The 23,410-nt window shown below is 36.1% G+C and carries 24 protein-coding genes and 1 other annotated feature; of the genes, 11 read left to right on the top strand and 13 right to left on the bottom strand.

Going from position 1 to position 23,410, the window contains the following annotated elements; genetic code table 11:
* Positions 1-655 precede the first annotated feature (655 nt).
* Both JEP40_RS14880 and htpX read left to right on the top strand, forming a co-directional pair.
* Complete coding sequence (locus JEP40_RS14880; protein WP_198624162.1) at positions 656-2,008, top strand: OprD family outer membrane porin; 1,353 nt, start codon at positions 656-658, stop codon at positions 2,006-2,008.
* Positions 2,009-2,438: 430 nt separating this feature from the next.
* Positions 2,439-3,317, top strand: a complete 879-nt coding sequence (htpX, locus tag JEP40_RS14875; protein ID WP_109408646.1) for a protease HtpX — start codon at positions 2,439-2,441, stop codon at positions 3,315-3,317.
* 85 nt (positions 3,318-3,402) lie between these two features.
* Here htpX and JEP40_RS14870 read toward each other — a convergent pair whose 3' ends face one another.
* The 4 genes from JEP40_RS14870 to hxpB all read right to left on the bottom strand — a co-directional run bounded on the left by JEP40_RS14870 (position 3,403) and on the right by hxpB (position 7,580).
* The gene (locus tag JEP40_RS14870) at positions 3,403-4,266 is read right to left on the bottom strand and encodes a hypothetical protein (protein ID WP_332873115.1); all 864 of its coding nucleotides are present in this window, start codon (positions 4,264-4,266) and stop codon (positions 3,403-3,405) included.
* 136 nt (positions 4,267-4,402) lie between these two features.
* Positions 4,403-5,794, bottom strand: coding sequence for an L-cystine transporter (locus JEP40_RS14865; protein ID WP_072070396.1), 1,392 nt, complete (start codon positions 5,792-5,794; stop codon positions 4,403-4,405).
* Between the two features lie 242 nt (positions 5,795-6,036).
* Positions 6,037-6,603, bottom strand: coding sequence for a metal-dependent hydrolase (locus JEP40_RS14860; RefSeq protein WP_198624161.1), 567 nt, complete (start codon positions 6,601-6,603; stop codon positions 6,037-6,039).
* Between the two features lie 308 nt (positions 6,604-6,911).
* Positions 6,912-7,580 carry a hexitol phosphatase HxpB gene (gene hxpB / locus JEP40_RS14855; RefSeq protein ID WP_198624160.1) on the bottom strand — a complete coding sequence of 223 codons (669 nt, stop codon included), beginning with the start codon at positions 7,578-7,580 and terminating at the stop codon, positions 6,912-6,914.
* Between the two features lie 199 nt (positions 7,581-7,779).
* Between hxpB and JEP40_RS14850 the strand changes: the two genes are divergently transcribed.
* The gene (locus JEP40_RS14850; protein ID WP_198624159.1) at positions 7,780-8,319 is read left to right on the top strand and encodes a YniB family protein; all 540 of its coding nucleotides are present in this window, start codon (positions 7,780-7,782) and stop codon (positions 8,317-8,319) included.
* A 132-nt stretch (positions 8,320-8,451) separates the two neighbouring features.
* Here the strand turns inward: JEP40_RS14850 and JEP40_RS14845 are convergent, their stop codons facing one another.
* The 5 genes from JEP40_RS14845 to JEP40_RS14825 all read right to left on the bottom strand — a co-directional run bounded on the left by JEP40_RS14845 (position 8,452) and on the right by JEP40_RS14825 (position 12,988).
* Positions 8,452-9,324: a fructosamine kinase family protein gene (locus JEP40_RS14845; protein WP_198624158.1), complete on the bottom strand. Its 873-nt coding sequence runs from the start codon at positions 9,322-9,324 to the stop codon at positions 8,452-8,454.
* Positions 9,325-9,478: 154 nt separating this feature from the next.
* On the bottom strand, positions 9,479-10,336 hold the full coding sequence (locus JEP40_RS14840) for a metal ABC transporter permease (RefSeq protein ID WP_198624157.1): 858 nt from the start codon (positions 10,334-10,336) through the stop codon (positions 9,479-9,481).
* Positions 10,333-11,244 (bottom strand): metal ABC transporter permease, encoded by a 912-nt coding sequence (locus tag JEP40_RS14835; protein WP_198624156.1) that lies wholly within the window; start codon positions 11,242-11,244, stop codon positions 10,333-10,335. Before JEP40_RS14835 ends, JEP40_RS14840 begins: the two co-directional genes overlap by 4 nt.
* 2 nt (positions 11,245-11,246) lie before the next feature.
* Positions 11,247-12,134 (bottom strand): manganese/iron ABC transporter ATP-binding protein, encoded by an 888-nt coding sequence (locus JEP40_RS14830; RefSeq protein ID WP_198624155.1) that lies wholly within the window; start codon positions 12,132-12,134, stop codon positions 11,247-11,249.
* Complete coding sequence (locus JEP40_RS14825; RefSeq protein WP_232799313.1) at positions 12,131-12,988, bottom strand: metal ABC transporter substrate-binding protein; 858 nt, start codon at positions 12,986-12,988, stop codon at positions 12,131-12,133. The genes JEP40_RS14830 and JEP40_RS14825 overlap by 4 nt, the downstream gene beginning before the upstream one ends.
* Positions 12,989-13,623: 635 nt before the next feature.
* Here JEP40_RS14825 and JEP40_RS14820 point away from each other — a divergent pair.
* Positions 13,624-14,295 (top strand): transglycosylase SLT domain-containing protein, encoded by a 672-nt coding sequence (locus JEP40_RS14820; RefSeq protein ID WP_198624153.1) that lies wholly within the window; start codon positions 13,624-13,626, stop codon positions 14,293-14,295.
* Here JEP40_RS14820 and JEP40_RS14815 read toward each other — a convergent pair.
* Together JEP40_RS14815 and JEP40_RS14810 are read right to left on the bottom strand one after the other, a co-directional pair.
* The gene (locus tag JEP40_RS14815; RefSeq protein ID WP_198624152.1) at positions 14,292-15,005 is read right to left on the bottom strand and encodes a MarC family NAAT transporter; all 714 of its coding nucleotides are present in this window, start codon (positions 15,003-15,005) and stop codon (positions 14,292-14,294) included. The genes JEP40_RS14820 and JEP40_RS14815 overlap by 4 nt on opposite strands.
* Positions 15,006-15,104: 99 nt before the next feature.
* Positions 15,105-15,701: a GNAT family N-acetyltransferase gene (locus tag JEP40_RS14810; protein ID WP_198624151.1), complete on the bottom strand. Its 597-nt coding sequence runs from the start codon at positions 15,699-15,701 to the stop codon at positions 15,105-15,107.
* Between the two features lie 266 nt (positions 15,702-15,967).
* Here JEP40_RS14810 and JEP40_RS14805 point away from each other — a divergent pair, with 266 nt between their 5' ends.
* Together JEP40_RS14805 and JEP40_RS14800 are read left to right on the top strand one after the other, a co-directional pair.
* Positions 15,968-16,306: a tRNA-binding protein gene (locus JEP40_RS14805; RefSeq protein ID WP_198624150.1), complete on the top strand. Its 339-nt coding sequence runs from the start codon at positions 15,968-15,970 to the stop codon at positions 16,304-16,306.
* Positions 16,307-16,414: 108 nt separating this feature from the next.
* Complete coding sequence (locus tag JEP40_RS14800; protein ID WP_198624149.1) at positions 16,415-17,104, top strand: AraC family transcriptional regulator; 690 nt, start codon at positions 16,415-16,417, stop codon at positions 17,102-17,104.
* Here JEP40_RS14800 and JEP40_RS14795 read toward each other — a convergent pair whose 3' ends face one another.
* On the bottom strand, positions 17,105-17,548 hold the full coding sequence (locus JEP40_RS14795) for a PACE efflux transporter (protein ID WP_198624148.1): 444 nt from the start codon (positions 17,546-17,548) through the stop codon (positions 17,105-17,107). It lies immediately after the preceding gene.
* Positions 17,549-17,738: 190 nt separating this feature from the next.
* Positions 17,739-18,152, bottom strand: coding sequence for a GNAT family N-acetyltransferase (locus JEP40_RS14790; RefSeq protein WP_198624147.1), 414 nt, complete (start codon positions 18,150-18,152; stop codon positions 17,739-17,741).
* Between the two features lie 242 nt (positions 18,153-18,394).
* Here JEP40_RS14790 and JEP40_RS14785 point away from each other — a divergent pair, with 242 nt between their 5' ends.
* The 5 genes from JEP40_RS14785 (at position 18,395) to rplT (ending at position 23,162) form a co-directional block, all read left to right on the top strand.
* Positions 18,395-19,735: a hypothetical protein gene (locus JEP40_RS14785; protein WP_198624146.1), complete on the top strand. Its 1,341-nt coding sequence runs from the start codon at positions 18,395-18,397 to the stop codon at positions 19,733-19,735.
* Positions 19,736-20,001: 266 nt separating this feature from the next.
* Complete coding sequence (gene thrS / locus JEP40_RS14780; protein WP_198624145.1) at positions 20,002-21,930, top strand: threonine--tRNA ligase; 1,929 nt, start codon at positions 20,002-20,004, stop codon at positions 21,928-21,930.
* Positions 21,931-21,933: 3 nt separating this feature from the next.
* The gene (gene infC, locus JEP40_RS14775) at positions 21,934-22,473 is read left to right on the top strand and encodes a translation initiation factor IF-3 (protein ID WP_198624163.1); all 540 of its coding nucleotides are present in this window, start codon (positions 21,934-21,936) and stop codon (positions 22,471-22,473) included.
* A 93-nt stretch (positions 22,474-22,566) separates the two neighbouring features.
* On the top strand, positions 22,567-22,764 hold the full coding sequence (gene rpmI / locus JEP40_RS14770; protein WP_004263702.1) for a 50S ribosomal protein L35: 198 nt from the start codon (positions 22,567-22,569) through the stop codon (positions 22,762-22,764).
* Between the two features lie 41 nt (positions 22,765-22,805).
* Positions 22,806-23,162: a 50S ribosomal protein L20 gene (gene rplT, locus JEP40_RS14765; protein WP_036937406.1), complete on the top strand. Its 357-nt coding sequence runs from the start codon at positions 22,806-22,808 to the stop codon at positions 23,160-23,162.
* Between the two features lie 104 nt (positions 23,163-23,266).
* Positions 23,267-23,389, top strand: a sequence feature (Phe leader region).
* Positions 23,390-23,410: the final 21 nt, after the last annotated feature.

Below are 23,410 nucleotides of genomic sequence, written 5' to 3'. Positions count from 1 at the left end.
AATATATTTTTACTAAGTTAGTGAGATAAAAAAGAGATTAAATTAATTTTTAGATCAAAACTTCTTCAAATGATGATGAGGAGTTATTTTTTTATCTTGTAAGTAAAATAAAAAGGTAAATAAATTGTTTATTGTGATTGCTATCACGTTTAATGGTTTGCTTATTGCAATAAATGTAACATATTGTGACAATAGTCGCTTAAATTGACATAAAATTACTATAGCATACGGATCATAGAAGTTTAGTACCACTTTGAGACATTGACGCAACAGCTAAAAACTAATCTAAATAATGGGTTGTTTTTATTCTATGAGTTCAAAATGTATTATCAGAGTCACATGTAGAAACTGAAATATCATCCTTTCAGGAGTAGTTTTTATACGTAAGGAATAATAACTAAAAGGCAAATAATCTATAATTTGCTTAAAGAAATTTTATTACTAAAAAATGAATAAATACAAATGTGGTGTGTAGTGAGATAGCCACATTGGATTTTTCGTGCCTAAAAATAACTTTAGTATTTGAAACTGATGTAACCAGAAATTTAATCAAGAGTTGTTTTTTAGCTAAATATAAAAATGGTGTTTTGTTGAACTTGTTGAATATAAGCCAATATAAATCAACTCAAATATTTGTTAACCAGGTTGACTTAAAATGAAAGTAAAAAGAATAGTATTGTTTATGTTGTCCCCTTGTTTTTTAGCTGTTAGCGCCGCCAATGCTGGAAATTGGGAAGACTCTATTAAAGAGAGCGCATTTGTTTCCGACTCTGAACTTGAGCTTTCTACAATTAATATGTGGAAATACTTAAAAACAGAAAACCGTTTCGATAAAGAAGAACAACGCTACAGAAAACAGGTTGCTAATGCTTGGGGGCAAAACTTTCAAGCAGATTTCAGATCAGGTTATTTAGGTGGCATTCTTGGATTTGATGTCTCTTATTATGGTGGTATCAAATTAGGTGCAAGTAAAGACTTCGCCTCTCGGGCAATTTTATATAATGATGATGGTGATGCAAAAGGCTATAACAAAATTGGTCAACGCTTCGCAAAAGTTAAATTTGATTTAGATCCTGTATTAATTAACGGTAAAGCAGGTTGGTTTACTCTGAAAAATACGGGTATTTTTACTAACTCACAGCGCCTATCATTAAACAGTTATAATGGCTATGCTACCAACACAGCAATGGGAGATTGGAGCTTAGATTTACTGTTTCTTGATGGTAAAGTAATGCGTCGTGATAGCCCAAATATCGACAGAATGTATTTCAGTGATGGTAATGGTGTCAGACACAATATCGATCATGTGTTAACTGGTGGGATTAACTATAACTCTAAACCGTTAAAAGTATTTTACTTCTATGGGCAGGCGGATGATGTGTTCCGTCAACAAGGTTTAGAAGCAAAATATAAACTAACCTCAGACGTGACTATTGGTGGTGTTGTTTATTATCATGATTACGGTAGTGATGGTAAACGTACATTAAGTGATGCCAATAAAGGTAAACGTAACTTTGATAATGATGCATGGCACTTTGCTGGTACTATGGAATGGCGTATTCCTGAGTCACCATGGACATTGCGTACAGGTGTGACGTATACCGATGCTGAGAAAGCAAATGGTGTGGGTCAATTTGCGCGTAACCCAATTGGCAATACCCGTGGGCGTTTTAATTCACCAGCTTACGCAGATATTGACTATGTACGTGATGGTGAGGTTATGGGGGCATTGGAAGCAGAGTACAGAATTAGTAAAGAGCTGTCTGTTGGTGCGCGTACTAACTATAGTGAATTCAGCTATTCAGGTGAAAGGTTAAAACAAGGACAGTTTGGTTTATTTAGTTATTGGAAACCAACCAAAAATCTTTCTGTTTCTTTAAGTGGTGGTATCGGTTGGCATCATCAGCAAGAAAACGATTACACCACACCAAAACTGTATGATGGTCATTCACAACGAGCTCATTCGTTATCAGGCTCTATGACAACCACATATCGTTTTAAAATGTAGTTAATTTATAGCGTCTATCAAGCTATTGCTTGTCTCATGTGCACGATTTGTATTACTTACAAGTCGTGCACAAAGAGCATAGCTACAGTTAGCTCGTTGATAATAGTGTTCCGTTTATATGCTAATCTATTCCATCTTTATGATGAACTAATTATTGTTAGATTAAACGTTATAAAGCCTTTTCTTGAAGCTTATCTCTTTAGTTAAATAATATGAAAAGTTTCCTTATCTATTTTGAATCACTCATCACTCTTCAATTTTAAAAAATGCCCAATAAGTGGGTAATTAAACCCTATTTTTTTATCAAAATGTAAAGTTATACTGTTTTTAGTATTAAATACGTTAAAAGACTTGATAAAATTCAAAAAAGCCTTATTTATAAGGTAGTTTTTGCAATGTGATAATTAGATAAAATAGGAACAGTATCAATATGATGAGAATTGCGTTATTCCTTTTAACAAACTTAGCTGTAATGTTTGTTTTCGGGATCATCTTATCTTTAACAGGTATACAAGGTCGCAGTGTTCAAGGTTTGATGATCATGGCGGGTTTGTTTGGTTTTGGTGGTGCATTTATTTCACTGTTAATGTCAAAATGGATGGCATTACGTTCAGTGGGTGGTCAAGTTATCGAAAACCCAACTTCAGAAGTAGAGCGTTGGTTATTAGATACGGTAAGACGCCAATCTGAACAAGTCGGTATTAAAATGCCACAAGTGGCTATTTATGATGCACCTGATATTAATGCGTTCGCGACAGGTGCTCGTCGAGATGCTTCGCTGGTGGCTGTAAGTACGGGGTTGTTAGCCAGTATGAGTCGTGATGAGGCAGAAGCGGTTATTGCTCACGAAATTAGTCATGTTGCTAATGGTGATATGATAACAATGACCTTGCTTCAAGGCGTTGTGAATACCTTTGTTATCTTTATTTCGCGTATCATTGCACAATTCGTTGCTAACTTTATTTCGAGCGATGAAGAGAGTGAAAATAGCAATGGTAACCCATGGGTTTATATGGGTGTTTCAATGGTACTGGAAATTGTGTTTGGTATTCTGGCGAGCATTATCACCATGTGGTTTTCTCGTTACCGTGAATTCCATGCGGATGCGGGATCTGCAAAACTTGTTGGTCGTGAGAAGATGATCGCTGCATTACAACGTTTAAAAACGAGCTATGAGCCTCAAGAAGAGAGCAGTATGATGGCTTTCTGCATTAATGGACGTAATAAGTCATTCAGTGAATTATTTTTATCTCACCCACCATTAGATAAGCGTATTGAAGCCCTACGCAATGGTGAGTATCTAAAATAAGTATTAAAGGTGATGAATTAACACCAACATTTAAACGCTCAATATGAACAGTATTGGGCGTTTTTTTTATGGTGAATATTGATATTTAATCTAAATATTCTCCAAAATAAGCTATGACTTTGTCTTCATCAATCTTGAGATTACCTTTCCATCCAGCCCATGGCATCTCCATATCAGAACGTCCTTTGGTGTTATTAAGCTGATTTTCAGCGATGGTAATATCACCAAAATTGGTCCAGCTATTTAAAGATAATGAAATAAAGGTATTGGGAATAACACCCACTAAAGCAAGTGAGTGCAAAATACCCCGCTTGGTGTATTTATCTCCAGAAATTAATTTAGCTTCATTTAATCGTTTTTCAAACTTACCCGGTGTTTCATCCTCAGGGGCGTTACGTAATAAATGAAGTAATTGCTTAAAGGTCTCTTTGTCTGCCTGCGTTGGACTAACAGGAGAGACCGTTAGCAAGTGTTTTAAATTCAGGTAAGCATAAGAGGGATTGCCAGTATAAGAATTGCCGTAATAGAGGCAATATTGAAAATAACTATCATTAATATGCTTTTGTTGGTTGCTATCACTACAAAGCCAACAACAGGTATATTGAGGCTTTTCGTCATAATCATGTAATGGCAAATTTTGTAATTTATGGAAAGCACCTAAAACAGAGCGCCCTCTAAGATAGCTGCCACCAACACCAGCAACAAATGCATCTAAACAACGTTTTTGAGTGAGTAAGGGATTGTTTTTTAAACGATGTAATTGATTAATTACATCAGAGTGATCCGCAAATTTTTCAATAATATTAGGTTGCCAGTTGGCTTCTAATAATATGTTTTTCTCCTTTTCTGAAAGGACATCAAAATGATAAAGAGAAACTTGGCGTTCAGGATCATATTGACTATTTTCATACTTATAGAGCTTTCGCAAAACTCGCATAATTTTTTGCACGATTTTACCTTGCTATATTTATAGGTTTTTTATTGATATTGGTTAATGGCATAGATAGAAGATATGTAACTTAATATAGATACAAAAAAAAGCCAGTTCAAATGAACTGGCTATTATCAATAGAGGTAGATAAAGTTTATTTTACTGTAAGTTCTGTTTCTTCATCTTGGTTGAAGACTGCTTTATCCGTTTGCCCCATAATTTGGCTAGTGATTGTACCTGCAGTCATTGAACCACTGACATTTAATGCGGTACGTCCCATATCAATTAATGGCTCTACAGAGATTAATAGGGCAACTAATGTAACAGGTAGACCCATTGCAGGCAGAACGATAAGAGCCGCGAATGTGGCACCACCACCCACGCCCGCAACACCCGCAGAGCTGACTGTTACGATAGCAACTAAAGTGGCAATCCACATTGGATCTAATGGGTTAATACCCACAGTTGGTGCAACCATAACAGCGAGCATTGCAGGGTAGATACCAGCACAACCATTTTGGCCAATCGTTGTACCAAAAGACGATGAGAAGCTAGCAATAGATTCTGGCACACCCACACGTTTGATTTGTGTTTCAATATTTAACGGGATACTTGCAGCACTTGAACGGCTAGTAAATGCAAATGCTAATAATGGACCCGCTTTTTTGAAGAATTTAACGGGATTTAAACCTGTAAAACTAACTAGTAATCCATGAACCACAAACATTAAGCCAATAGCAACATAAGAGGCAACAACAAAGCTTCCTAATTGAATGATGTCGTGCATATTTGAGCTGGCAACAACTTTAGTCATCAGCGCCATAACACCATAAGGGGTTAACATCATAACAATACGAACTAGCTTCATGATCCATGATTGTAAGCAATCAATTGCAACTAAGACTTTTTCGCCACGAGGCTGGTCTTCTTTGAGTAATTTCAGCGCAGCCATACCTAAGAAAGTAGCAAAGATAACGACGCTAATAATTGATGTTGAGCTTGCACCAGTTAGATCAGCAAATGGGTTTTTAGGAATAAATGACAAAATAAGCTGTGGCATGGTTAAGTCAGAAACTTTACCCATGTAATTTTGTTCAAGCGCAATTAGGCGCTGTGCTTCTTGTTCACCTTGCACTAAGCCTTCTGCGGTTAAACCAAATAAATTGGCGATTACAATACCAATTAATGCAGAAATAGCGGTGGTGAATAATAATGTACCAATAGTTAACCCACTGATTTTGCCTAGCGATGATGCTTGATGTAAACGAGCAACGGCACTGAGAATAGAGGCAAATACTAATGGCATAATGATCATTTGTAATAGCTGAACATAACCATTACCCACGATATTAAACCATAGAATAGATTCTTTAATAATAGGATCGTGCGAGTCATAGAATGCGTGTAGCGCTAATCCAAAAGCAACACCAAAAACTAAACCAACAAGAACTTTCTTTGAAAGGCTCCACTGACGTTGACTTAATTTAGCCAAGACGAGTAATAACACAACAAAGACGAGTACGTTAATGATTAACGGAAAATTCATCTTAACTCTCCAACGAGATCTTTATTTATATAATTTCGACGATTGTATGCGATATGAGTTCTTAGATAGTAAGAAAGGATATAACAGCATCAACTCGTTATAGGGTAACAGGATTGTTAATAACTTTTTATAATTAATTATTCTTTTATATAATCGTTTAGTTATAAAGACAAGAAAATAGGCATAAAAAGATGTAAGAATTTATAAATAAATAGAGAAACGTAGGGTTTTGTCAGAGGGTGTTAAAAATTAGTGCGCTTGTCGTGGTACATCTGTAACCAATTATTGACTTGCGAAGGCAGTGTAACAGTAAGGTGTGGTGGCAAAAAAAGTGCACCAACAAGAATAAGAACAGAGATAAAACGCTCACCTTTTTTGTTATTCTTTTTACCTAAAATAGGTAGCGCAAAGCGTATTTTTAAAGGCCATAGGAAAGGAACTCCTGCGGGGGTTAACATATCAGCAATGAGATGGCTAAGATAACCAAGTAAAAGTGCATGAAAGATATCTGCGGAAATTTCCCAGCGTGGTGAAATTTGGGTTTCCCATAAAATCGCTAAACCACAAAATGCAAGTAGGCTATGAGTGAAACCTCGGTGACCACAAAGTTTTGATAAGGGCAGAGAAATAATACGGAACAATCGTCCAAGGATAGAGCCTGGATGATCTAAGTCTGGCAAAAGTGAACCTAATAAGACAGCAGGGATCATGTGAAACCAATCACCATGAGCGAGAGCTGGCGTTATTTCAAGTTTCTGTGCTAACACAAGTGTTGCGACAGAAAAAAGTAAATGTCCTTCTGCAGTCATTCCAAGTCTGTTCGTTTGCTGTTCATTTATACAGTGATAAAGTATAAAAGGTTTTGATGATAACTAACAGACAAAAAAGATAAAAATTGTCTTAAATATTAAGTAATAACAGAAATGTTTTATTTGATTGGTTTAAAAATGATCGAATTTAGGATAAAAACCTAAATGGTAGAATGAGTGCTGGTGGTATTAAGGCAAATGAGTAAAAAAACATAAAGAGTAAAAAGAATCGTATTGATGAAAGAAGTGTTAGAGGCAGAACAAAAGGGATATCTAATAAAGCAAAATATCCCTTTTATTGATGGAAACTAACCTAATAAATGTAGTTGTGTTAACTCATTAAGAGAGGCGATTTTCACATCAGCTAAACCCCATTGCTTATCATTAAATTGAGTTACTGCTGGTACAACGATAGAACGCATTCTTGCACCTTTACAGGCAATCATACCATTACGAGAATCTTCTAATGAAACACAGTGGATAGGGTCAAGATTAAGTGCTTTGGCCGCATTTAGATAAACTTCTGGATGTGGCTTACTGTGTGGTAATTCATCAGCAGACACTACAGCTGAGAAATAATGACGAATATTAAATAACTCAAGTACACGCTCAAGCATAAAATCAGGAGAGGCTGATGCTAACGCAATTTTCAATCCTGATGATTTACAAAGTTCTAATGCATGTTCGACACCGGGTAATAATGGTTTGGTTTCTTCAACCAATTTGACAACACGAGAAACCATTTTTTGTTTTGCTTCTTGTTTTGAAACGCCTTGCCATGGTGAGGCTCTATACCATAAATCAATAACTTCGTTTATTCTTAATCCAACCATATCGGGCATTGCCGATGAAAGGGATAAATCGACGCCTAATTCAGCAAAGACCTCATGTTCTGCTTGCTGCCAAAATGGTTCAGAGTCGATTAATAAACCATCCATATCAAAAATAGCAGCTTCAATAGGGAATTTAAAAGACATGTTACTCTCCATAAATAAGGTCTATGTTGTCGAATGGCGATTGTAGCAAGAGTTACAAAGAAAATCTTTTTAATCAGTTTCTTATTTATTTAGTAAAATAAATAGAGAGAATGGCTACTATTAATATATTGTCGTATTAGCCGTTAATTAGACTACGATAAACAGATAAATATTGACGAATTCTACTAGTGAGGATGTGATGAGTTATCAATATGCAGGATTATATGCCATTTCAAAGCGCGTTCTTGGTTGGCTTATTTTTATTCCTGCCTTTATTTCTACTACAGTGTCGTTGATAGGATTGGCTGCAATCCAACGTCCAAGTGGTGATGGTGTAAATGCTGTGATCAATGATTTTTTTCGTGTGTTAGCAGAAATGGTGCAATTTAATACACCATTTTTAGGCTTCTTTTGGCGAAATTCACCTATCCCTAATACACAAATGGAATTTAGTCAGGAAAATATCACTTTCTTTGTTATTTTTCTTTTTATGTTTGTTGGATTAGCGTTTAGTGCATCGGGATTACGCATTTATCGCCAAGTTAAGTATTTAAAAGAAAATATACAAGATCAGCTTATTATTGAACGAGCGATGAAAAGTGGTGTCACTGCGGAAGAGTTACAACAAAATATCAAATTACCACGACATACTATTTTTACTCAAATTATGGTGCTTTATCTATCACCAATTATTGTCATGGCAATTGGATATTTCTTGCTAAAGTTTTTAGGCTGGTAATAGTATTTTATAATGAACGAGGATAGTTCATTTATCTAACTGAAGGGAAAATAAACCTCGCGCAATCAATGTGAACTGGCGAGGTTATATTTTTAGCTTATTATCTGTTTTTAAACTGTTTTTTATCTTTTATCAGGGGGTGACTAATAAATCATCAATAATTTTTCGGGCTTCTAGATAATCTTCTTCGCCACCAAATAGATTGCAACGGTTGAGAAAGAAATAGAGTTGATAAATAGGCTGACGTAATAGAAATTTTTCAGATAACGGCCAGACACTCTGATAACCATCAAAAATATTAGCGGGTACTGCCGTACAAAGTGGCAACATCGCTATATCACATTCTCTATCTCCCCAATAACACGCAGGATCAAAAACTGTACCTTCAGATTGACCAATTGCGGCGCAGTTTTTAGGCCACAAGTTGCCATGAAGCAAAGACGGTTGTGGATTATGATCAGCAAGACGATGATGAATAATTTGGGTGATCTCATCGATATCACCAAAGACCATTCCTTTTTCTGATGCTAGTTGCAGTTGAAAGCCAATACGTTTTTCAGAATAAAAGTGGTTCCAGCGTTTTTCCCAGCCATTTAGTTGAGGGGTTGTGTCGATTTGAGTATCAAAATCAAAACCATAACTAGGTTGATCTTCCCATTGATGTAGCCTTGCTAATTGTTGACCAAAGCAATAAGCACTATGAGGTGTAAAAGGTTGAACAGGTAAAAATTCAAGAAGTAAGAAGCTGGCATCTTTACTATTACCAATGCCCAGAACACGAGGAGTACGTATTGTTTGGCTTTTTGCCAACATTTCAAGTTGTTCTGCTTCATTTTTAAAATTAGGCAGAAACTCACGTAAGTTGGATTTTACAAAGACGGGTGTATCACCATAATAAATTTTCCATGTATGGTGAATATCGCCACTAGAAAGGTGAGTTTTTTCGTTTATCTTTGCTGAAAATCCTAAGTTTGATTCCAGTAAACGACCTATATTCTGCCACATACTTACACCTCGCAAAGTTGTTTACTCAGTAGACCCAAATAAAATAATAACGAGCGATGTTTATCTTATGACAATAACACTTTAATTAGATCAATAAAGTATAAAGCTAAAAAACGGGATGATTATCCCGTTTTTGTGAAGATAAAGGAGATTATCAGGCATTCGCGGGTTTCGTTTGTCGCTTTATTTTTGCTAATTTAATCTGATTACATAATAACGCAATAATAAAGAATATAGCTTGAGTTAGCACAATACATGGACCTGTTGCACCATCAATATGGAAACTAATAAATGTACCAATAACACTGGATGCGACAGAAAATATAATAGCCAGCATTATCATACGAGAGAAACTACGTGTTAATAAATATGCAGTGATCCCTGGTGAAATAAGCATGGCGACAACTAAAATAATCCCAACGGCCTGCATTGAAGCAACGATAGTTAATGCCAAAATAGACAGTAAACCATAGTGCAATAAGGTAACAGGCAAACCAACGATCCTTGCTTGATTAGGATCGAAACAATAAAGCATAAAATCTTTTTGCTTAACTAGCATGATAGTGATGGTAATTAAACAAATAATACTAATTTGAGTTAATACATCTGGCGTTATACCCAAAATATTACCAAATAAAATATGCATTAAATGTTGGTCTGTATCGACACTGGCAAAAATAACCAAACCTACAGCAAACATACCTGAGAATACAATTCCCATCACAGTATCTTCTTTAATACGACTGTGCTCTTTTAAATAGCCAGTGGCAAACGAACAAAACAAGCCAGAAAGAAAGGCACCTACCGTTAATGGAATTGCAGTGACATAAGCAAGAACTACACCGGGTAACACTGCGTGAGAGATAGCATCCCCCATCAATGACCAGCCTTTTAAAACCATATAACAAGATAAAATAGCGCAGGCGATCCCGATAATGATAGCGGCAATAATAGCCCGTTGCATGAAAGGATATTGAAATGGTTCAATGAAAAATTCAATTAGCTCATTCATAGTTTCACCTCTTCTTGTTTTGGGGCTTCTTGGCTCTGATGAGATTGTGAGATTAACTGTTGTGAGCTTTGGCGAGCACGGCGACGCGCAGCTAGCATGCCGTGTTTAGGTGCAAATAAGAATGCTAATAAAAAAAGTGCAGTTTGCATTGTGACAATTACGCCACCCGTTGCACCATTAAAGAAATAGCTAAGATAGGCACCAACAGCGCTGGTTATTGTGCCAATGAAGATAGCAATAATAGCAAGCCGTTTAAACTGATCGGTGAGTAGATAAGCCGTTGCGCCAGGCGTTACAACCATTGCAATGACCAGAATGGCACCAACAGTTTGAAGTGCAGCAACAGTGCAAGCACTTAATAAAGTAAAAAAGATAATTTTTAATTTTAAAGGTGATAGACCAATAGATCTGGCATGGATTTCATCAAAAAAAACTACTAGCAAGTCTTTCCAAATACAAAACAAGACGAGAAAAGAGACGCCTGTAATAATAACAACTTGCCAAACATCTTCATCAGCAATACCTAAAATATTCCCGAGGATGATGGTTTGAACGTTGACGGCTGTCGGTTTAAGCGAAACCAGCAACAGACCAAAGGCAAAAAAAGTGGAGAAAATAAAGCCAATAACAGCATCTTCACGAAGGCGTGTGATATGGCGAATAAATGTCATTGATAATGCGGCGAGTAAACCCGTAAAAAAAGCACCGACCGCATAAGGTAAACCTAATATATAAGCCCCCGCAACACCAGGAACAACGGAGTGGGAAAGGGCATCTCCCATTAATGACCAACCTTTTAAAATAAGATAGGATGAAAGAAACGCACAGACAGCGCCTACTAAGGCACTTACCCAAATAGCTTTCACCATATAGTTATATTCAAAAGGCTGCAGGAGTAAATCTAGCATGGCTAATCTCCTTGTTTGCGCTGACTTTGGTGCGCTGGAGTATGTTCTTTTTGATGGCCATAAAAAACGGCCGCGCGTTCATCATCAGTAATTACTGTAAGTGAACGAGGATCATCGTCATCGTGAAGATCAGAACCCGATAAGCTGATATGACGCAATACACCACCAAATGCGTGTTCTAAGTTCTTCTGAGTAAAGGTTGTTTCAGTTGGTCCACTGTCTAATACGGTTCTATTTATTAAAATAACGTGGTCACAAAATTCAGGCACACTTCCTAAGTTATGTGTTGAAACTAAAACGAGGTGACCTTCTTCGCGTAAATTACGTAAAAGCTCGATAATTGCATTTTCAGTTTTAACATCGACACCAGTAAAGGGTTCATCAAGTAATAATACGGTTCCTTCTTGAGCCATGGCTCGTGCTAAAAAGACTCGTTTTTTCTGACCACCAGAAAGCTCACCAATTTGGCGATGACCTAATCCGGATAACCCTACACGCTCTAGTGATGCTTCAACAACCTCATGATCATGTTTTGATGGAATACGAAAAAATCCCATTTTTCCATAACGTCCCATCATTACAACATCAGAAACGAGCACGGGAAAATTCCAGTCAACTTCTTCTGTTTGTGGAACATAAGCAATCATGTTTTGCTTTAATGCTTGTTGGATAGGGCTATCGTTTAATGTCACTTTACCTTTAGAGGGCTTTACAAGCCCCATAATGGTTTTAAATAGAGTGGATTTACCACTACCATTGATACCAACAAGGGCGCAAATTGTGCCGCCTGTGATAGAGAAACTTGCATCAAAGATAGCGGTATGACCATTATTATAGGTGACAGTGGCATTATCAACTGTCAACGTCGGATTCGTTTTTATTTTACTCATTGACCAAATCCTTTCGCAATTGTATCTACAGTGATAGTAATTAAATCAATATAAGTAGGAACCTCACCGCCTTCAGCGGAAAGTGAGTCAACGTAAAGAACGCCACCGTATTTTGCGCCAGTTTCTTTACTAACTTGTTTAGCCGGTTTATCTGAAATTGTGCTCTCGCTAAAGACAACTGGGATATTGTGTTTTCTTACTGTATCAATGACATATTTAACTTGTTGTGGTGTGCCTTGTTCTTCTGCATTAATTGGCCATAGATAAACTTCTTTAAAACCATAATCATTAGTTAAATAACTGAAAGCGCCTTCACTGGTAACTAACCAACGATCATCTTGTGGTATACGAGATAATCTTTCTCTTAATGGTGCATCAAGTTGTTTAATTTTCTCTGCGTAATTTGCTGCATTTTGATTATAAACTGCCGCATTATCAGGATCGTGTTCAACAAGTGCTTTGCGAATATTTTCAATATAAATTAATGCATTATTCGGTGACATCCATGCGTGTGGATTAGGATTGTTTTTGTAAGCACCCTCACTAATTGCCATTGGAGTGATGCCTTCTGTTACTACAACCGCAGGAACATTACGTAACTCATTAAAAAAACGCTCGAACCAGCGTTCAAGGTTTAAGCCATTCCATAGGATCAAATCAGCTTTTTGGGCTTTTACAATATCTTTTGGGGTAGGCTGATAGTCATGAATTTCAGCACCAGGTTTTGTAATTGATTCAACAATCGCCGCATCTCCTGCGACATTCTGTGCGATATCTTGAATAATAGTAAAAGTAGTGACGACTTTAAGTTTATCTTTTGCTTGTGCAGGTGTGGTTAAAAAGACGGTTGCCATAAGGCATAAAGCCGTAACTGAAAATTTGTTTACAGAGCGAAATATATCCATATTATTATTGCCTTATAGTTGCAGAGTTATCTTCTCAATTGATAATGATTATCAATATCATTTCAAGAAAGTCAAGTTATCTCTGTGCAAAAAGCTTCATTTGATAACGACTAGAAATAAGATAACAACATGTATTCCAATAAATGTTAAGTAGATTGTCGGGTTTTGTCACAAAAATTAACAATCGTTCGTAACTATTTGTGCAAGAGCTTATTTTTATTACTGATAAAAGTGCACTTTTCCTGAAAAACAACGCTTATTATACTTCTACAGTTTTTATAGTTACTCATAAACGCTCATCTCATCATAATTAATTCATATGATTTATTTTAGAATAAGCAATAATCCAATATAAACCTACTTATGGCGGGCTCGATTCTGATTGAGAGATTTTGGGAAGAAAACAGAAAATAGGATAAATTTGAGATAAAACGCACATACGGGAAGTAGTAATAGATTGATTTATTTCTCGCACTTTGCCATATTTCAGCATGTATTTTTGTGTGGAAATAGAATAATATATTTTCAACTTGTTGATATATAAAATATGTCTTTATACAACCCTTTATGCAAGAGGATAAAACGTGAAAGTAAAAATCATCTTTTCTTTGGCAATTTTTCTTCTTGCTGGTTGTGCTGATAATGCACGACAACCAATTCAAAAAGACACATCTCGATTTTTAAGCCAAAAGCCGATAAATAGCCGTATTAATAATGCTTCAATATCCACAGCACAATGGAAAGCAACACCTTTTGATAACCACATACAGCAAGCCTCTAGCCGTTATAATGTTGATGAAACATTAATTAAAGCGATTATCCAGGTTGAATCTAACTTTAGACCTGAGGTAATAAGTAAATCAAATGCAGTTGGATTAATGCAAATTAAAGCATCGACAGCAGGAAGAGATGTTTATCAAAATAGAGGAAAAGTGGGACAACCAACGACTGCTCAATTAAAAGATCCTGCTATTAATATTGATTTAGGTACTGCTTATATTCAACTATTAAGAGAGCGCCACCTTGTTGGTATTGCTGATCCTGAAACACTTTATTATGCCACCATTCTTGCTTATGTTAATGGTGCAGGTGCTTTATTGAGAACATTTGATAAAGATAGAGCTAATGCGATAGCTAAAATTAATTCAATGAGTGCGGACGATTTTTATCGTTACGTTGAAAAAAATCATCCGGCAACTCAAGCACCACGTTATTTAGCTAAAGTAAGAGCAGCTTACCATGCAGGAGATAATTAATCTGGCAAATTAGCTACTGCTTGAGCCTGTTTTAATAAAGCAGGCAAATCGGCAATAATTTCAAGAACGCCGTTAATCATAAATTGAACGCCCATACAGATTAATAAAAATCCCATCACACGAGAAATAGCATCAATACCACTGTGACCTAAATATTTCATAATGCCGGTGGAGCCACGAAGGGACAGCCAAACAATCACACTAATTAAAAAGAAGGTCGTTACAGGAGCAACATACAATACCCATTGTGCAATATCAGTACGCGAAGGTATTGATGCCGCTGTACTGATTATCATTGCAATAGTTCCTGGCCCTGCGGTACTTGGCATTGCTAAAGGAACAAAAGCAATATTGGGTTCTTTGGGATTGTGGTGAGGGTTATTATCGTCGGCAATAGGATCATCAACATTAGGTGTATTAGGAAACAGCATACTAAAGCCAATAAAGGCCACTATCATCCCACCTGCAATACGAAGACCGGGTATCGAAATACCAAATGTTGTCATTATGACGCGACCCGCATAAAACGCGATGGTCATAATAAGGAAAATATAGACACATGCCATTAAAGATTGTTGATTACGCTGTTCTTTGGTCATATTTCCTGAAAGACCAAGCCAAAGAGCAACAGTCGTTAATGGATTAGTTAAAGGTAAAAGTAAAATAAGACCAAGGCCAAGAGCCTGAAAAAACTGGTAAGCAGAGTGCATGGAATATAAAAGCTCCTATAATAACAGGTAATTAAGGAGCATTTATGATAACAAATTAAATAGCAAAAAAGTTATTTTTAAGCATAATAATCTTAATGTTTATTGGTATTTCTTCATTAACCACTCTAAATGTATTTTTACTGAAGGCCAGTCATAATCAGTAATGCTATAAACACATGTATCCCTTTTTTGGCCACCTGTTGTTAGTCGATGGTTACGTAAAATACCATCGAGTTTTGCGCCTAGTCGCTCAATTGCTCTACGACTTGTTTGGTTTAATATGTGAGTACGAAATTCAACAGCAATACACTGTAACTCTTCCAGCGCATATTTAAGCAATAAGTATTTAGCTTCAGTATTAATTCCTGTTCTTTGTACTTCTTTTGCATACCATGTTGAGCCTATTTCTAACCTTGGTGTTTGGTTATCAATATTCATAAAGGTTGTTATGCCTACAGCACGGTTATTTGCTTGGGAATAAATGGTGAAGGGTAACATTAATCCTTTTTGTTGTAATTGAAGCTTAGATTCAATATCACGTTTCAATTCTGTTACAGAAGGAACAGTGGTATACCAAAGCTTATCGGGTCTATCTTTCTCAATTAACTCATATAAGTCTGAATAGTGCTCCATACAGAGAGGTACTAAGCGCACGAGTTTTCCTTCAAGAGTAATCCAATCTGTTATTTTTTTCATTTCATATTTTCCCTGCTTTAGTAACGAAAAAACTCACCATTAAAGAATACTTTTTATACATAACAAATTTATGAAATGGTATGACTATTTAAATAATGGTTAAAAATACGAAAAATTATAAGCAATTAAAATAGTGAAAAAAGAGAATAGGATGATTCTTTCTCAACAAAGAATGGTTGTCTTGCTACAGGTGAGGTTGCATGATGCATGCTAATCTATAACTCAGTAATCAAGGTATCACTGTAAATAAAATAGATTGGTAAAAAATGACAAACTTAATTGAATGGGATGATTTTCTCCGTGTAGAAATGCGTGTAGGAACAATTGTTAGCGCAGAAATAAATAAAAAAGCGAATAAACCTGCTTATGTTATGGAGGTAGATTTAGGTGAATTGGGTATCAAGCGTTCTAGTGCCCAAATTACGGTAAATTACGCCCCTGAAGAACTTATTGGGCGTCGTATTTTATGTGTTTGTAACTTCCCTGTTAAGCGTATAGCCGGCATTAAGTCCGAAGTGCTAATTACCGGAGCACCAGATGAAACAGGTGCGATTGTATTAGCTGAATTTAATTTACCTTTACCAAACGGTTCACGTTTGGCTTAAGTTTGTTTAGCATAATAATTTCCTAACAAGATACTCTTCGATAGTGATGTTCTGTTGAGTTTTGATATAGTGTTTATCAACCAGTGCATTGAAAAGGAGGAGTGTCTTTTGTTATTACCTCAATTACATTTACGATGTTATACACAAGAGACGGTATCTCATCAGCATGATAATTTATGGCAGATTATTTTTGGGTTGTCAGGCTCGATGGAAGTTAATTTTAATCGAGAAGATTTTCTTATTTCTAATCAAAATTGCTTAATTATCCCTCCGACTATTAATCACGCATTTTCTGGCAATAAAGATAATAAAAATCTTATTTTAGAATTACCCGTAACCTCACAATGGCAATTGAGTGAAAAGGGGGGGCAATTCGTATTATCACCCGCAGCTCTAGGGTTATTAGAGTGGTTGCATCAATATCCTCAATCTCCCGAGCAGTATTCAACCATAACACGACTTTTGCTTGCTCAAATGGAGATACAAAAAGATTGGCGTGATAATCTTGATGCGTGGTTAGCAAATAAGCTTCATACACCACTTACAACACACGATATTGCATTGGCATTTAATACCTCAGCAAGTACATTACAAAGAAAAATGAAATCTGAGCTGGGTATGTCTGTTATGCAATATGTGACTAAACAGCGACTTAATAAAGCCGCCGAGTTATTGAAATATACATCAACAAATATTGAGAATATTGCTTTAGCGGTAGGGTATGATTCTCATTCTGCATTTAGTCAGGTGTTCCGCCAATATTTTAATAAAAGTCCTACAGAATATAGGCAAGACTAATTATTGCACTGCTTTATTTTCGGCTGAGTAAATTCGAGGGCATAATTTATCGAAAACTAGCGTAAACAAATAGGTGTAGATAAAGAAGAACACTAAAATGGTGATCTCCATACTTATGGCCTTTATAAAACCAACGTTATACCACCACATATAAAGTGGAATAGTAAAGAAAAACAAACCCAATTCAAAGCTAACAGCATGGACAAGACGTATGATTATTGTACGTTTTTCTATTTTTAGTTTTAACTCAAAAAACTCAAAGAAAGAATTAAAGATATAATTCCAAATCAGGGCAATAACAGAAACAGCAATCGCAACAGGTAGTGAATTATGTGATTGACTTTGGCTTAATATTGCAAGTAAAACAGTGCTTAATAAAATCGCGAGAGTTTCGAAGGTAATAGCATAGACTAATTTACGAGGACGGGGCTTTAGATAAAACACGTTATACACCTTTATGTTAATAATGAAGGTTCTGGCCCGCCCCAGAGATTGTTATTTTTAAAGCCACGGTTTCCGCTTGATTGGTATTGATGGTAATAAAAACTTATAAAAAAGGCAAAATTTGTCTATAAGACATATAGGGCAAGTAGCCTTTGATTAACATCACAGGCTATTTTTATAGGTAAGAAGATTAAGCGCTTAGCTTGAGAAATTTTTTTGTCATTCCTTGGCTTTTAGGAGCAACAGATTGATATCCTAGTTTTTCATAAAATTCAGGTTTATCTGCAATCATAGAAACATAAGAGTCTTCAAATGTGGCAGAAGTCAGATAATCATCGATACACTTCATTACTTGTCGACCAAGACCTTGGCCTTGATAATGAGGATCTACTGCAATATCCACAATTTCAAAGTTGCAAGCACCATCACCAACAACACGTCCCATAGCTACTAATATATTGTTATATCGTATTGAAACAGCATATAAACTGTTGGGAAGCGCGATACTGGCAGTTTTGATTGTTCGTGGAGATAATCCCGCTTTTAGGCGCATAGCACAATATTCTTCAACAGTAGGTACATTTTCGTGCATAACAAATTTCATAATAAGGTTCTTTTTTGCAAGTGAACATATTGGCTTAAAGATACTGTATAAAAAAACAGTTTTCAAGATTGGTAGGGATAGACACAATAGAATTGTGATAAAAATCTAAAAATAAAATATATTAAATGATAATAAGTACGAGGAAGAATACGGAAAAATAATAATATTACTATTGTAAGTCTTAGAGTAATTAAAAATAGTCATATAAAATTAAGTATATTTACGAGAGAATAAGGATGCTTATGAGTGGTGAAATTGCTGTTTTCATAATGGCTGTTTTTTTTATTGCAATGGCCATCTTATATTTAACACCTTTTTATTATTTTTTTGTTGTAATATCAACATTTAAGCATGTCCAGGCTCCACTAAAAAAATCCATATTATTTTCTTTGCTTTTGATAATAATTAATATTACTTTCTATTTTAATGCCACTTTAATTTCAACGGGGGAGCTCGATGTTATTAAGAGTAATGAACCTCAATTTATTTTTTTAGGCTTATTATTTTTCTGTCTACCTTTTATTTATCTTCATATCGTCAGAAAAAGAAATCCTAAAATATTGGGCTATTGGATAGCCTTCATATTGTCATTTTTAGCTTACAACTCATATTATTTCCCACAAAAAATGATGGGAGATAAAAAAGAGAGAGTGATCCACTTTTTACAAAAAGGTGACTTAGACGCATTAGATAAAGTTTGGAAAGGAAGTTGCCCTGATCCTTATAGTATAGAAGTTGAATTTTTTTATAACACAGCTTTGATAAAAACATTCGATAAAAAATCACTCTGGTTTTTAACTGATTGCGTGAAACAAAATAAAAAAATAAAATCCATCTATTTGTTTTATAAAACAACGAATTACCCACTGTTTGATAATGAGTTTTCAATAGCAGAATGGAATGAAAATGTGGTCGATTTATTTATCGATAAGGAATTTTATAGTACTCTTACAGATGAGGGGAAAAAGGAACTTGGCAACACCATAATACAATCTTTTCAAGGTGGATTCATCTATACAGGCTCCTTTGATGATTATGCGAAAAAGATTGACTACATTCTTCAACAGCGCCCTGAATTTAAAAACTATATTATTTTTGATCAAAAAGAATTTATATACGCGTTAAGAAATCACCAGTTAAAATATGCACAATACCTTAAAAAATATCTCGATAAAAATGATCCTTTTATTAAATTAGGTTTTGCTATCATCGAAGATGACATTAAATATGTTGTTGATGAAGGAAAGAAAAATCCTCAACTATTTACTCAAATTCTTATGGATACCTCAACATTATCTACATCCGGCTGTGATAAAGGTGTAATGCCTTTTGATATAAATACCTTTATTTTTAGTAATGGTAGTAAGGATCTAATTTTAGCAGTGTTAGATAATAACCTTGTGAATACAAGTGATTATAAATGTAATGGATATAGCTATTTAGCAGATAAATTAGAAAAAGAAAAAACTTGCTTTAGCTATTTACTTCGACATCTTGAATATAACTATGTCATCAAAGATATAGATGATAAAAAAGAGATAGAGAAAAGGATATCAAGTCAATTAATACAATGTGATGAGTGAGTTTTTTTGTGGTTTCTATTTTGTATTTTCTTGAGGAAAGAAAGGCAGATAAATGTATAAATCTTTACTGTCTGTGATAATATCCCCCCTGAGTTGCGATAAGGCTCAGTGATGCTATGGATATTTATATAAAATATTGTGTACATAACTGAGTACAAACCTCGCGAGGTAAAGTGAGAAATTGTCGTAACGTACTGAATATAGATGAAATAAAAAGCTTACAAGTGATCTTGCGTATGGGTCACCACTGTAAATAAGGATTTTAAATGCCAATTATTACTCTTCCTGACGGAAGCCAACGTCAATTTGAAAATGCAGTTTCTGTCATGGATGTCGCTGCAGATATCGGCCCTGGACTTGCAAAAGCATGTATTGCAGGCCGTGTTAATGGTGAACTGGTAGATGCCTGTGAGTTAATCGAACATGATGCAAATCTGGCGATTATTACCGCAAAAGATGATGAAGGTCTTGAAATTATTCGTCACTCTTGTGCTCACTTATTAGGGCATGCTATTAAACAATTATGGCCACAAACCAAAATGGCGATTGGTCCTGTTATCGAAAATGGTTTCTACTACGATGTGGATTTAGACCATTCTCTCACACAGGAAGATTTAGAAACTCTAGAAAAACGCATGCTAGAGTTGGCGAAAACAGATTACGATGTGATTAAAAAACGCGTAAGCTGGGCTGAAGCTCGTGAAACATTTGTTTCCCGTGGTGAAGATTATAAAGTTGCTATTCTTGATGAAAATATCAGTCAAGATTCACAACCGGGTCTTTATCATCATCAAGAATATGTTGATATGTGCCGTGGACCACATGTTCCAAATATGCGTTTCTGCCATAACTTTAAATTACAGAAAATCGCAGGCGCATATTGGCGCGGTAACAGCGATAATAAAATGCTACAACGCATTTATGGTACAGCTTGGGCTGATAAAAAACAGCTAAAAGCCTACTTAAATCGCTTAGAAGAAGCTGCAAAACGAGACCACCGTAAAATTGGTAAACAGCTTGATTTATATCATATGCAAGAAGAAGCACCTGGTATGGCTTTCTGGCATAATGATGGCTGGACAATTTTCCGTGAGTTAGAAACATTTGTACGTTGTAAATTAAAAGAATATGATTACCAAGAAGTAAAAGGTCCATTTATGATGGATCGTGTTCTTTGGGAAAAAACAGGCCATTGGGAAAACTACAAAGAAAATATGTTCACAACTTCTTCGGAAAACCGTGAATATTGTATTAAACCAATGAACTGCCCAGGTCACGTACAAATTTTTAAACAAGGTTTACGTTCTTACCGTGATTTACCATTACGTATGGCTGAATTCGGTAGTTGCCACCGTAATGAACCGTCAGGTGCATTACATGGTTTAATGCGTGTTCGTGGCTTTACACAAGATGATGCGCATATCTTCTGTACTGAAGAACAAATTTTAAGTGAAGTAAATGACTGCATCAAATTGATTTATGATGTATATTCTACTTTCGGATTTGAAAAAATCGTTGTTAAGCTGTCTACTCGTCCAGAAAAACGTATCGGTGAAGATGCATTATGGGATGTTGCGGAAGCAGACTTAGCAAAAGCCTTGACTGATAATAATATTGAATTTGAATATCAGCCGGGTGAAGGGGCGTTTTATGGCCCTAAAATTGAATTTACACTTTACGATTGTTTAGATCGTGCATGGCAGTGTGGTACAGTACAATTAGACTTCTCACTACCTGGTCGTTTAGGCGCGTCTTATGTCGCTGAAAACAACGAGCGTAAAGTACCTGTTATGCTTCACCGAGCAGTGCTAGGATCCTTAGAACGTTTTATTGGTATTCTGACAGAAGAATACGCAGGATTCTTTCCAACTTGGTTGGCACCACAGCAGGTTGTCGTGATGAATATCACGGATGGACAGGCTGATTATGTACAAAAACTCGTCAAAGAATTGCAAGATGCCGGAATTCGTGCAAAAGCAGACTTGAGAAATGAGAAGATTGGCTTTAAAATTCGTGAACATACTTTACGTCGTGTTCCGTACATGCTTGTCTGTGGTGATAAAGAAGTCGAATCAGGCAAAGTGGCGGTTCGTACTCGTCGAGGAAAAGACCTTGGCAGTATTGACGTTAACGAATTTAAAGAAAAGCTTCTGCAAGAAATTAGAAGCAGAAGTCTTCATCAGTTGGAGGAATAAGGTATTAAAGGCGGAAAAAGAATTCAATCAACGCGTCAGAATCGCATCAATGGTGAGATTCGCGCTCATGAAGTTCGTTTAACAGGTTTGGATGGCGAACCGATTGGAGTTGTTAGTCTGAAAGAGGCTCTTGAGAAAGCCGAGGAAGCAGGTGCTGATTTAGTTGAAATTAGTCCTAATGCCGAGCCGCCGGTTTGTCGTATTATGGACTACGGCAAATTCCTCTATGAGAAAAGTAAGACTCTCAAAGAACAGAAAAAGAAACAAAAAGTTATTCAGGTCAAGGAAGTTAAATTCCGTCCTGGTACAGATGAAGGCGACTATCAGGTCAAACTACGCAACCTGATTCGTTTTCTTGAAGATGGCGATAAAGCTAAAGTCACGCTACGTTTTCGTGGTCGTGAAATGGCACACCAACAAATCGGTATGGAAATGCTTAACCGTATCCGTGAAGATTTGGATGAACTGGCTGCTGTTGAATCTTTCCCTAATAAGATTGAAGGGCGTCAGATGATCATGGTGTTAGCGCCGAAGAAGAAATAGTCGGGCAATTCAAGTAATAGCGTCAGCCTTAATGGCTGATTGCTATTCGCCTCATTATTTTATGTTATTAACAATGCGAAGTGGATTATAGAAATGCCAAAGATTAAAACAGTACGCGGCGCAGCTAAGCGCTTTAAAAAAACTGCTGGTGGTGGCTTTAAGCGTAAACATGCTAACCTCCGTCACATTCTGACTAAAAAATCAACTAAGCGTAAACGTCATTTACGTCCAAAAGGCATGGTCTCTAAAGGAGATTTAGGTCTGGTCGTAGCTTGCTTACCATACGCATAAGTATCATTTTTTTAACAGAATATAGACATTAGGAGTTTAATATGGCTCGTGCTAAACGCGGCGTTGTTGCCCGTGCTCGTCACAAGAAAATTTTAAAGCAAGCTAAAGGTTATTACGGTGCACGTTCACGCGTATATCGTGTAGCTTTCCAGGCTGTTATCAAAGCTGGTCAATATGCGTACCGTGACCGTCGTCAGAAAAAACGTCAGTTCCGTCAGCTGTGGATTGCGCGTATCAACGCAGCAGCTCGTCAGAACGGTATGTCTTATAGCCGTTTCATCAATGGTCTGAAAAAAGCATCCATTGAAATCGACCGTAAGATCCTGGCTGACATCGCTGTATTCGACAAAGTAGCATTTGCTGCTTTAGTTGAAAAAGCGAAAGGTGCTCTGGCTTAATTATTAAGTCAATGGAAGAGGGAGTTTTCTCCCTCTTTTATTTTGTCTAAATTTGTGGCTTAATGATATAAATTCAATAAGTTAATATTTGAAGAGACATTATTCATGTTAAATATCGCTTTTTTCCGTTTCTTTTTTTACTTTAGCGCCTAAATTAAGGGGCTTTTGCGCGTAAGAAAAGAAACGAAAAGTAGCGCCTGAGCCTCCAATATGGAGGCTTTTTTGTTTTCAGATCCCAATACTGGGTT

This window comes from Proteus vulgaris (genome assembly GCF_016239305.1).
Lineage (GTDB): Bacteria > Pseudomonadota > Gammaproteobacteria > Enterobacterales > Enterobacteriaceae > Proteus > Proteus vulgaris_C.
This window is presented reverse-complemented; position numbering and strand designations above follow the sequence as displayed.

Bases quoted from the DNA above. Each gene is read 5' to 3' on its own strand.
- JEP40_RS14880 (WP_198624162.1), top strand. From the start codon at position 656: ATGAAAGTAAAAAGAATAGTATTGTTTATGTTGTCCCCTTGTTTTTTA.
- htpX (WP_109408646.1), top strand. From the start codon at position 2,439: ATGATGAGAATTGCGTTATTCCTTTTAACAAACTTAGCTGTAATGTTT.
- JEP40_RS14865 (WP_072070396.1), bottom strand. From the start codon at position 5,794: ATGAATTTTCCGTTAATCATTAACGTACTCGTCTTTGTTGTGTTATTA.
- JEP40_RS14860 (WP_198624161.1), bottom strand. From the start codon at position 6,603: ATGACTGCAGAAGGACATTTACTTTTTTCTGTCGCAACACTTGTGTTA.
- hxpB (WP_198624160.1), bottom strand. From the start codon at position 7,580: ATGTCTTTTAAATTCCCTATTGAAGCTGCTATTTTTGATATGGATGGT.
- JEP40_RS14850 (WP_198624159.1), top strand. From the start codon at position 7,780: ATGAGTTATCAATATGCAGGATTATATGCCATTTCAAAGCGCGTTCTT.
- JEP40_RS14845 (WP_198624158.1), bottom strand. From the start codon at position 9,324: ATGTGGCAGAATATAGGTCGTTTACTGGAATCAAACTTAGGATTTTCA.
- JEP40_RS14840 (WP_198624157.1), bottom strand. From the start codon at position 10,336: ATGAATGAGCTAATTGAATTTTTCATTGAACCATTTCAATATCCTTTC.
- JEP40_RS14835 (WP_198624156.1), bottom strand. From the start codon at position 11,244: ATGCTAGATTTACTCCTGCAGCCTTTTGAATATAACTATATGGTGAAA.
- JEP40_RS14830 (WP_198624155.1), bottom strand. From the start codon at position 12,134: ATGAGTAAAATAAAAACGAATCCGACGTTGACAGTTGATAATGCCACT.
- JEP40_RS14825 (WP_232799313.1), bottom strand. From the start codon at position 12,988: ATGGCAACCGTCTTTTTAACCACACCTGCACAAGCAAAAGATAAACTT.
- JEP40_RS14815 (WP_198624152.1), bottom strand. From the start codon at position 15,005: ATGCACTCTGCTTACCAGTTTTTTCAGGCTCTTGGCCTTGGTCTTATT.
- JEP40_RS14810 (WP_198624151.1), bottom strand. From the start codon at position 15,701: ATGAAAAAAATAACAGATTGGATTACTCTTGAAGGAAAACTCGTGCGC.
- JEP40_RS14805 (WP_198624150.1), top strand. From the start codon at position 15,968: ATGACAAACTTAATTGAATGGGATGATTTTCTCCGTGTAGAAATGCGT.
- JEP40_RS14790 (WP_198624147.1), bottom strand. From the start codon at position 18,152: ATGAAATTTGTTATGCACGAAAATGTACCTACTGTTGAAGAATATTGT.
- JEP40_RS14785 (WP_198624146.1), top strand. From the start codon at position 18,395: ATGAGTGGTGAAATTGCTGTTTTCATAATGGCTGTTTTTTTTATTGCA.
- thrS (WP_198624145.1), top strand. From the start codon at position 20,002: ATGCCAATTATTACTCTTCCTGACGGAAGCCAACGTCAATTTGAAAAT.
- rpmI (WP_004263702.1), top strand. From the start codon at position 22,567: ATGCCAAAGATTAAAACAGTACGCGGCGCAGCTAAGCGCTTTAAAAAA.
- rplT (WP_036937406.1), top strand. From the start codon at position 22,806: ATGGCTCGTGCTAAACGCGGCGTTGTTGCCCGTGCTCGTCACAAGAAA.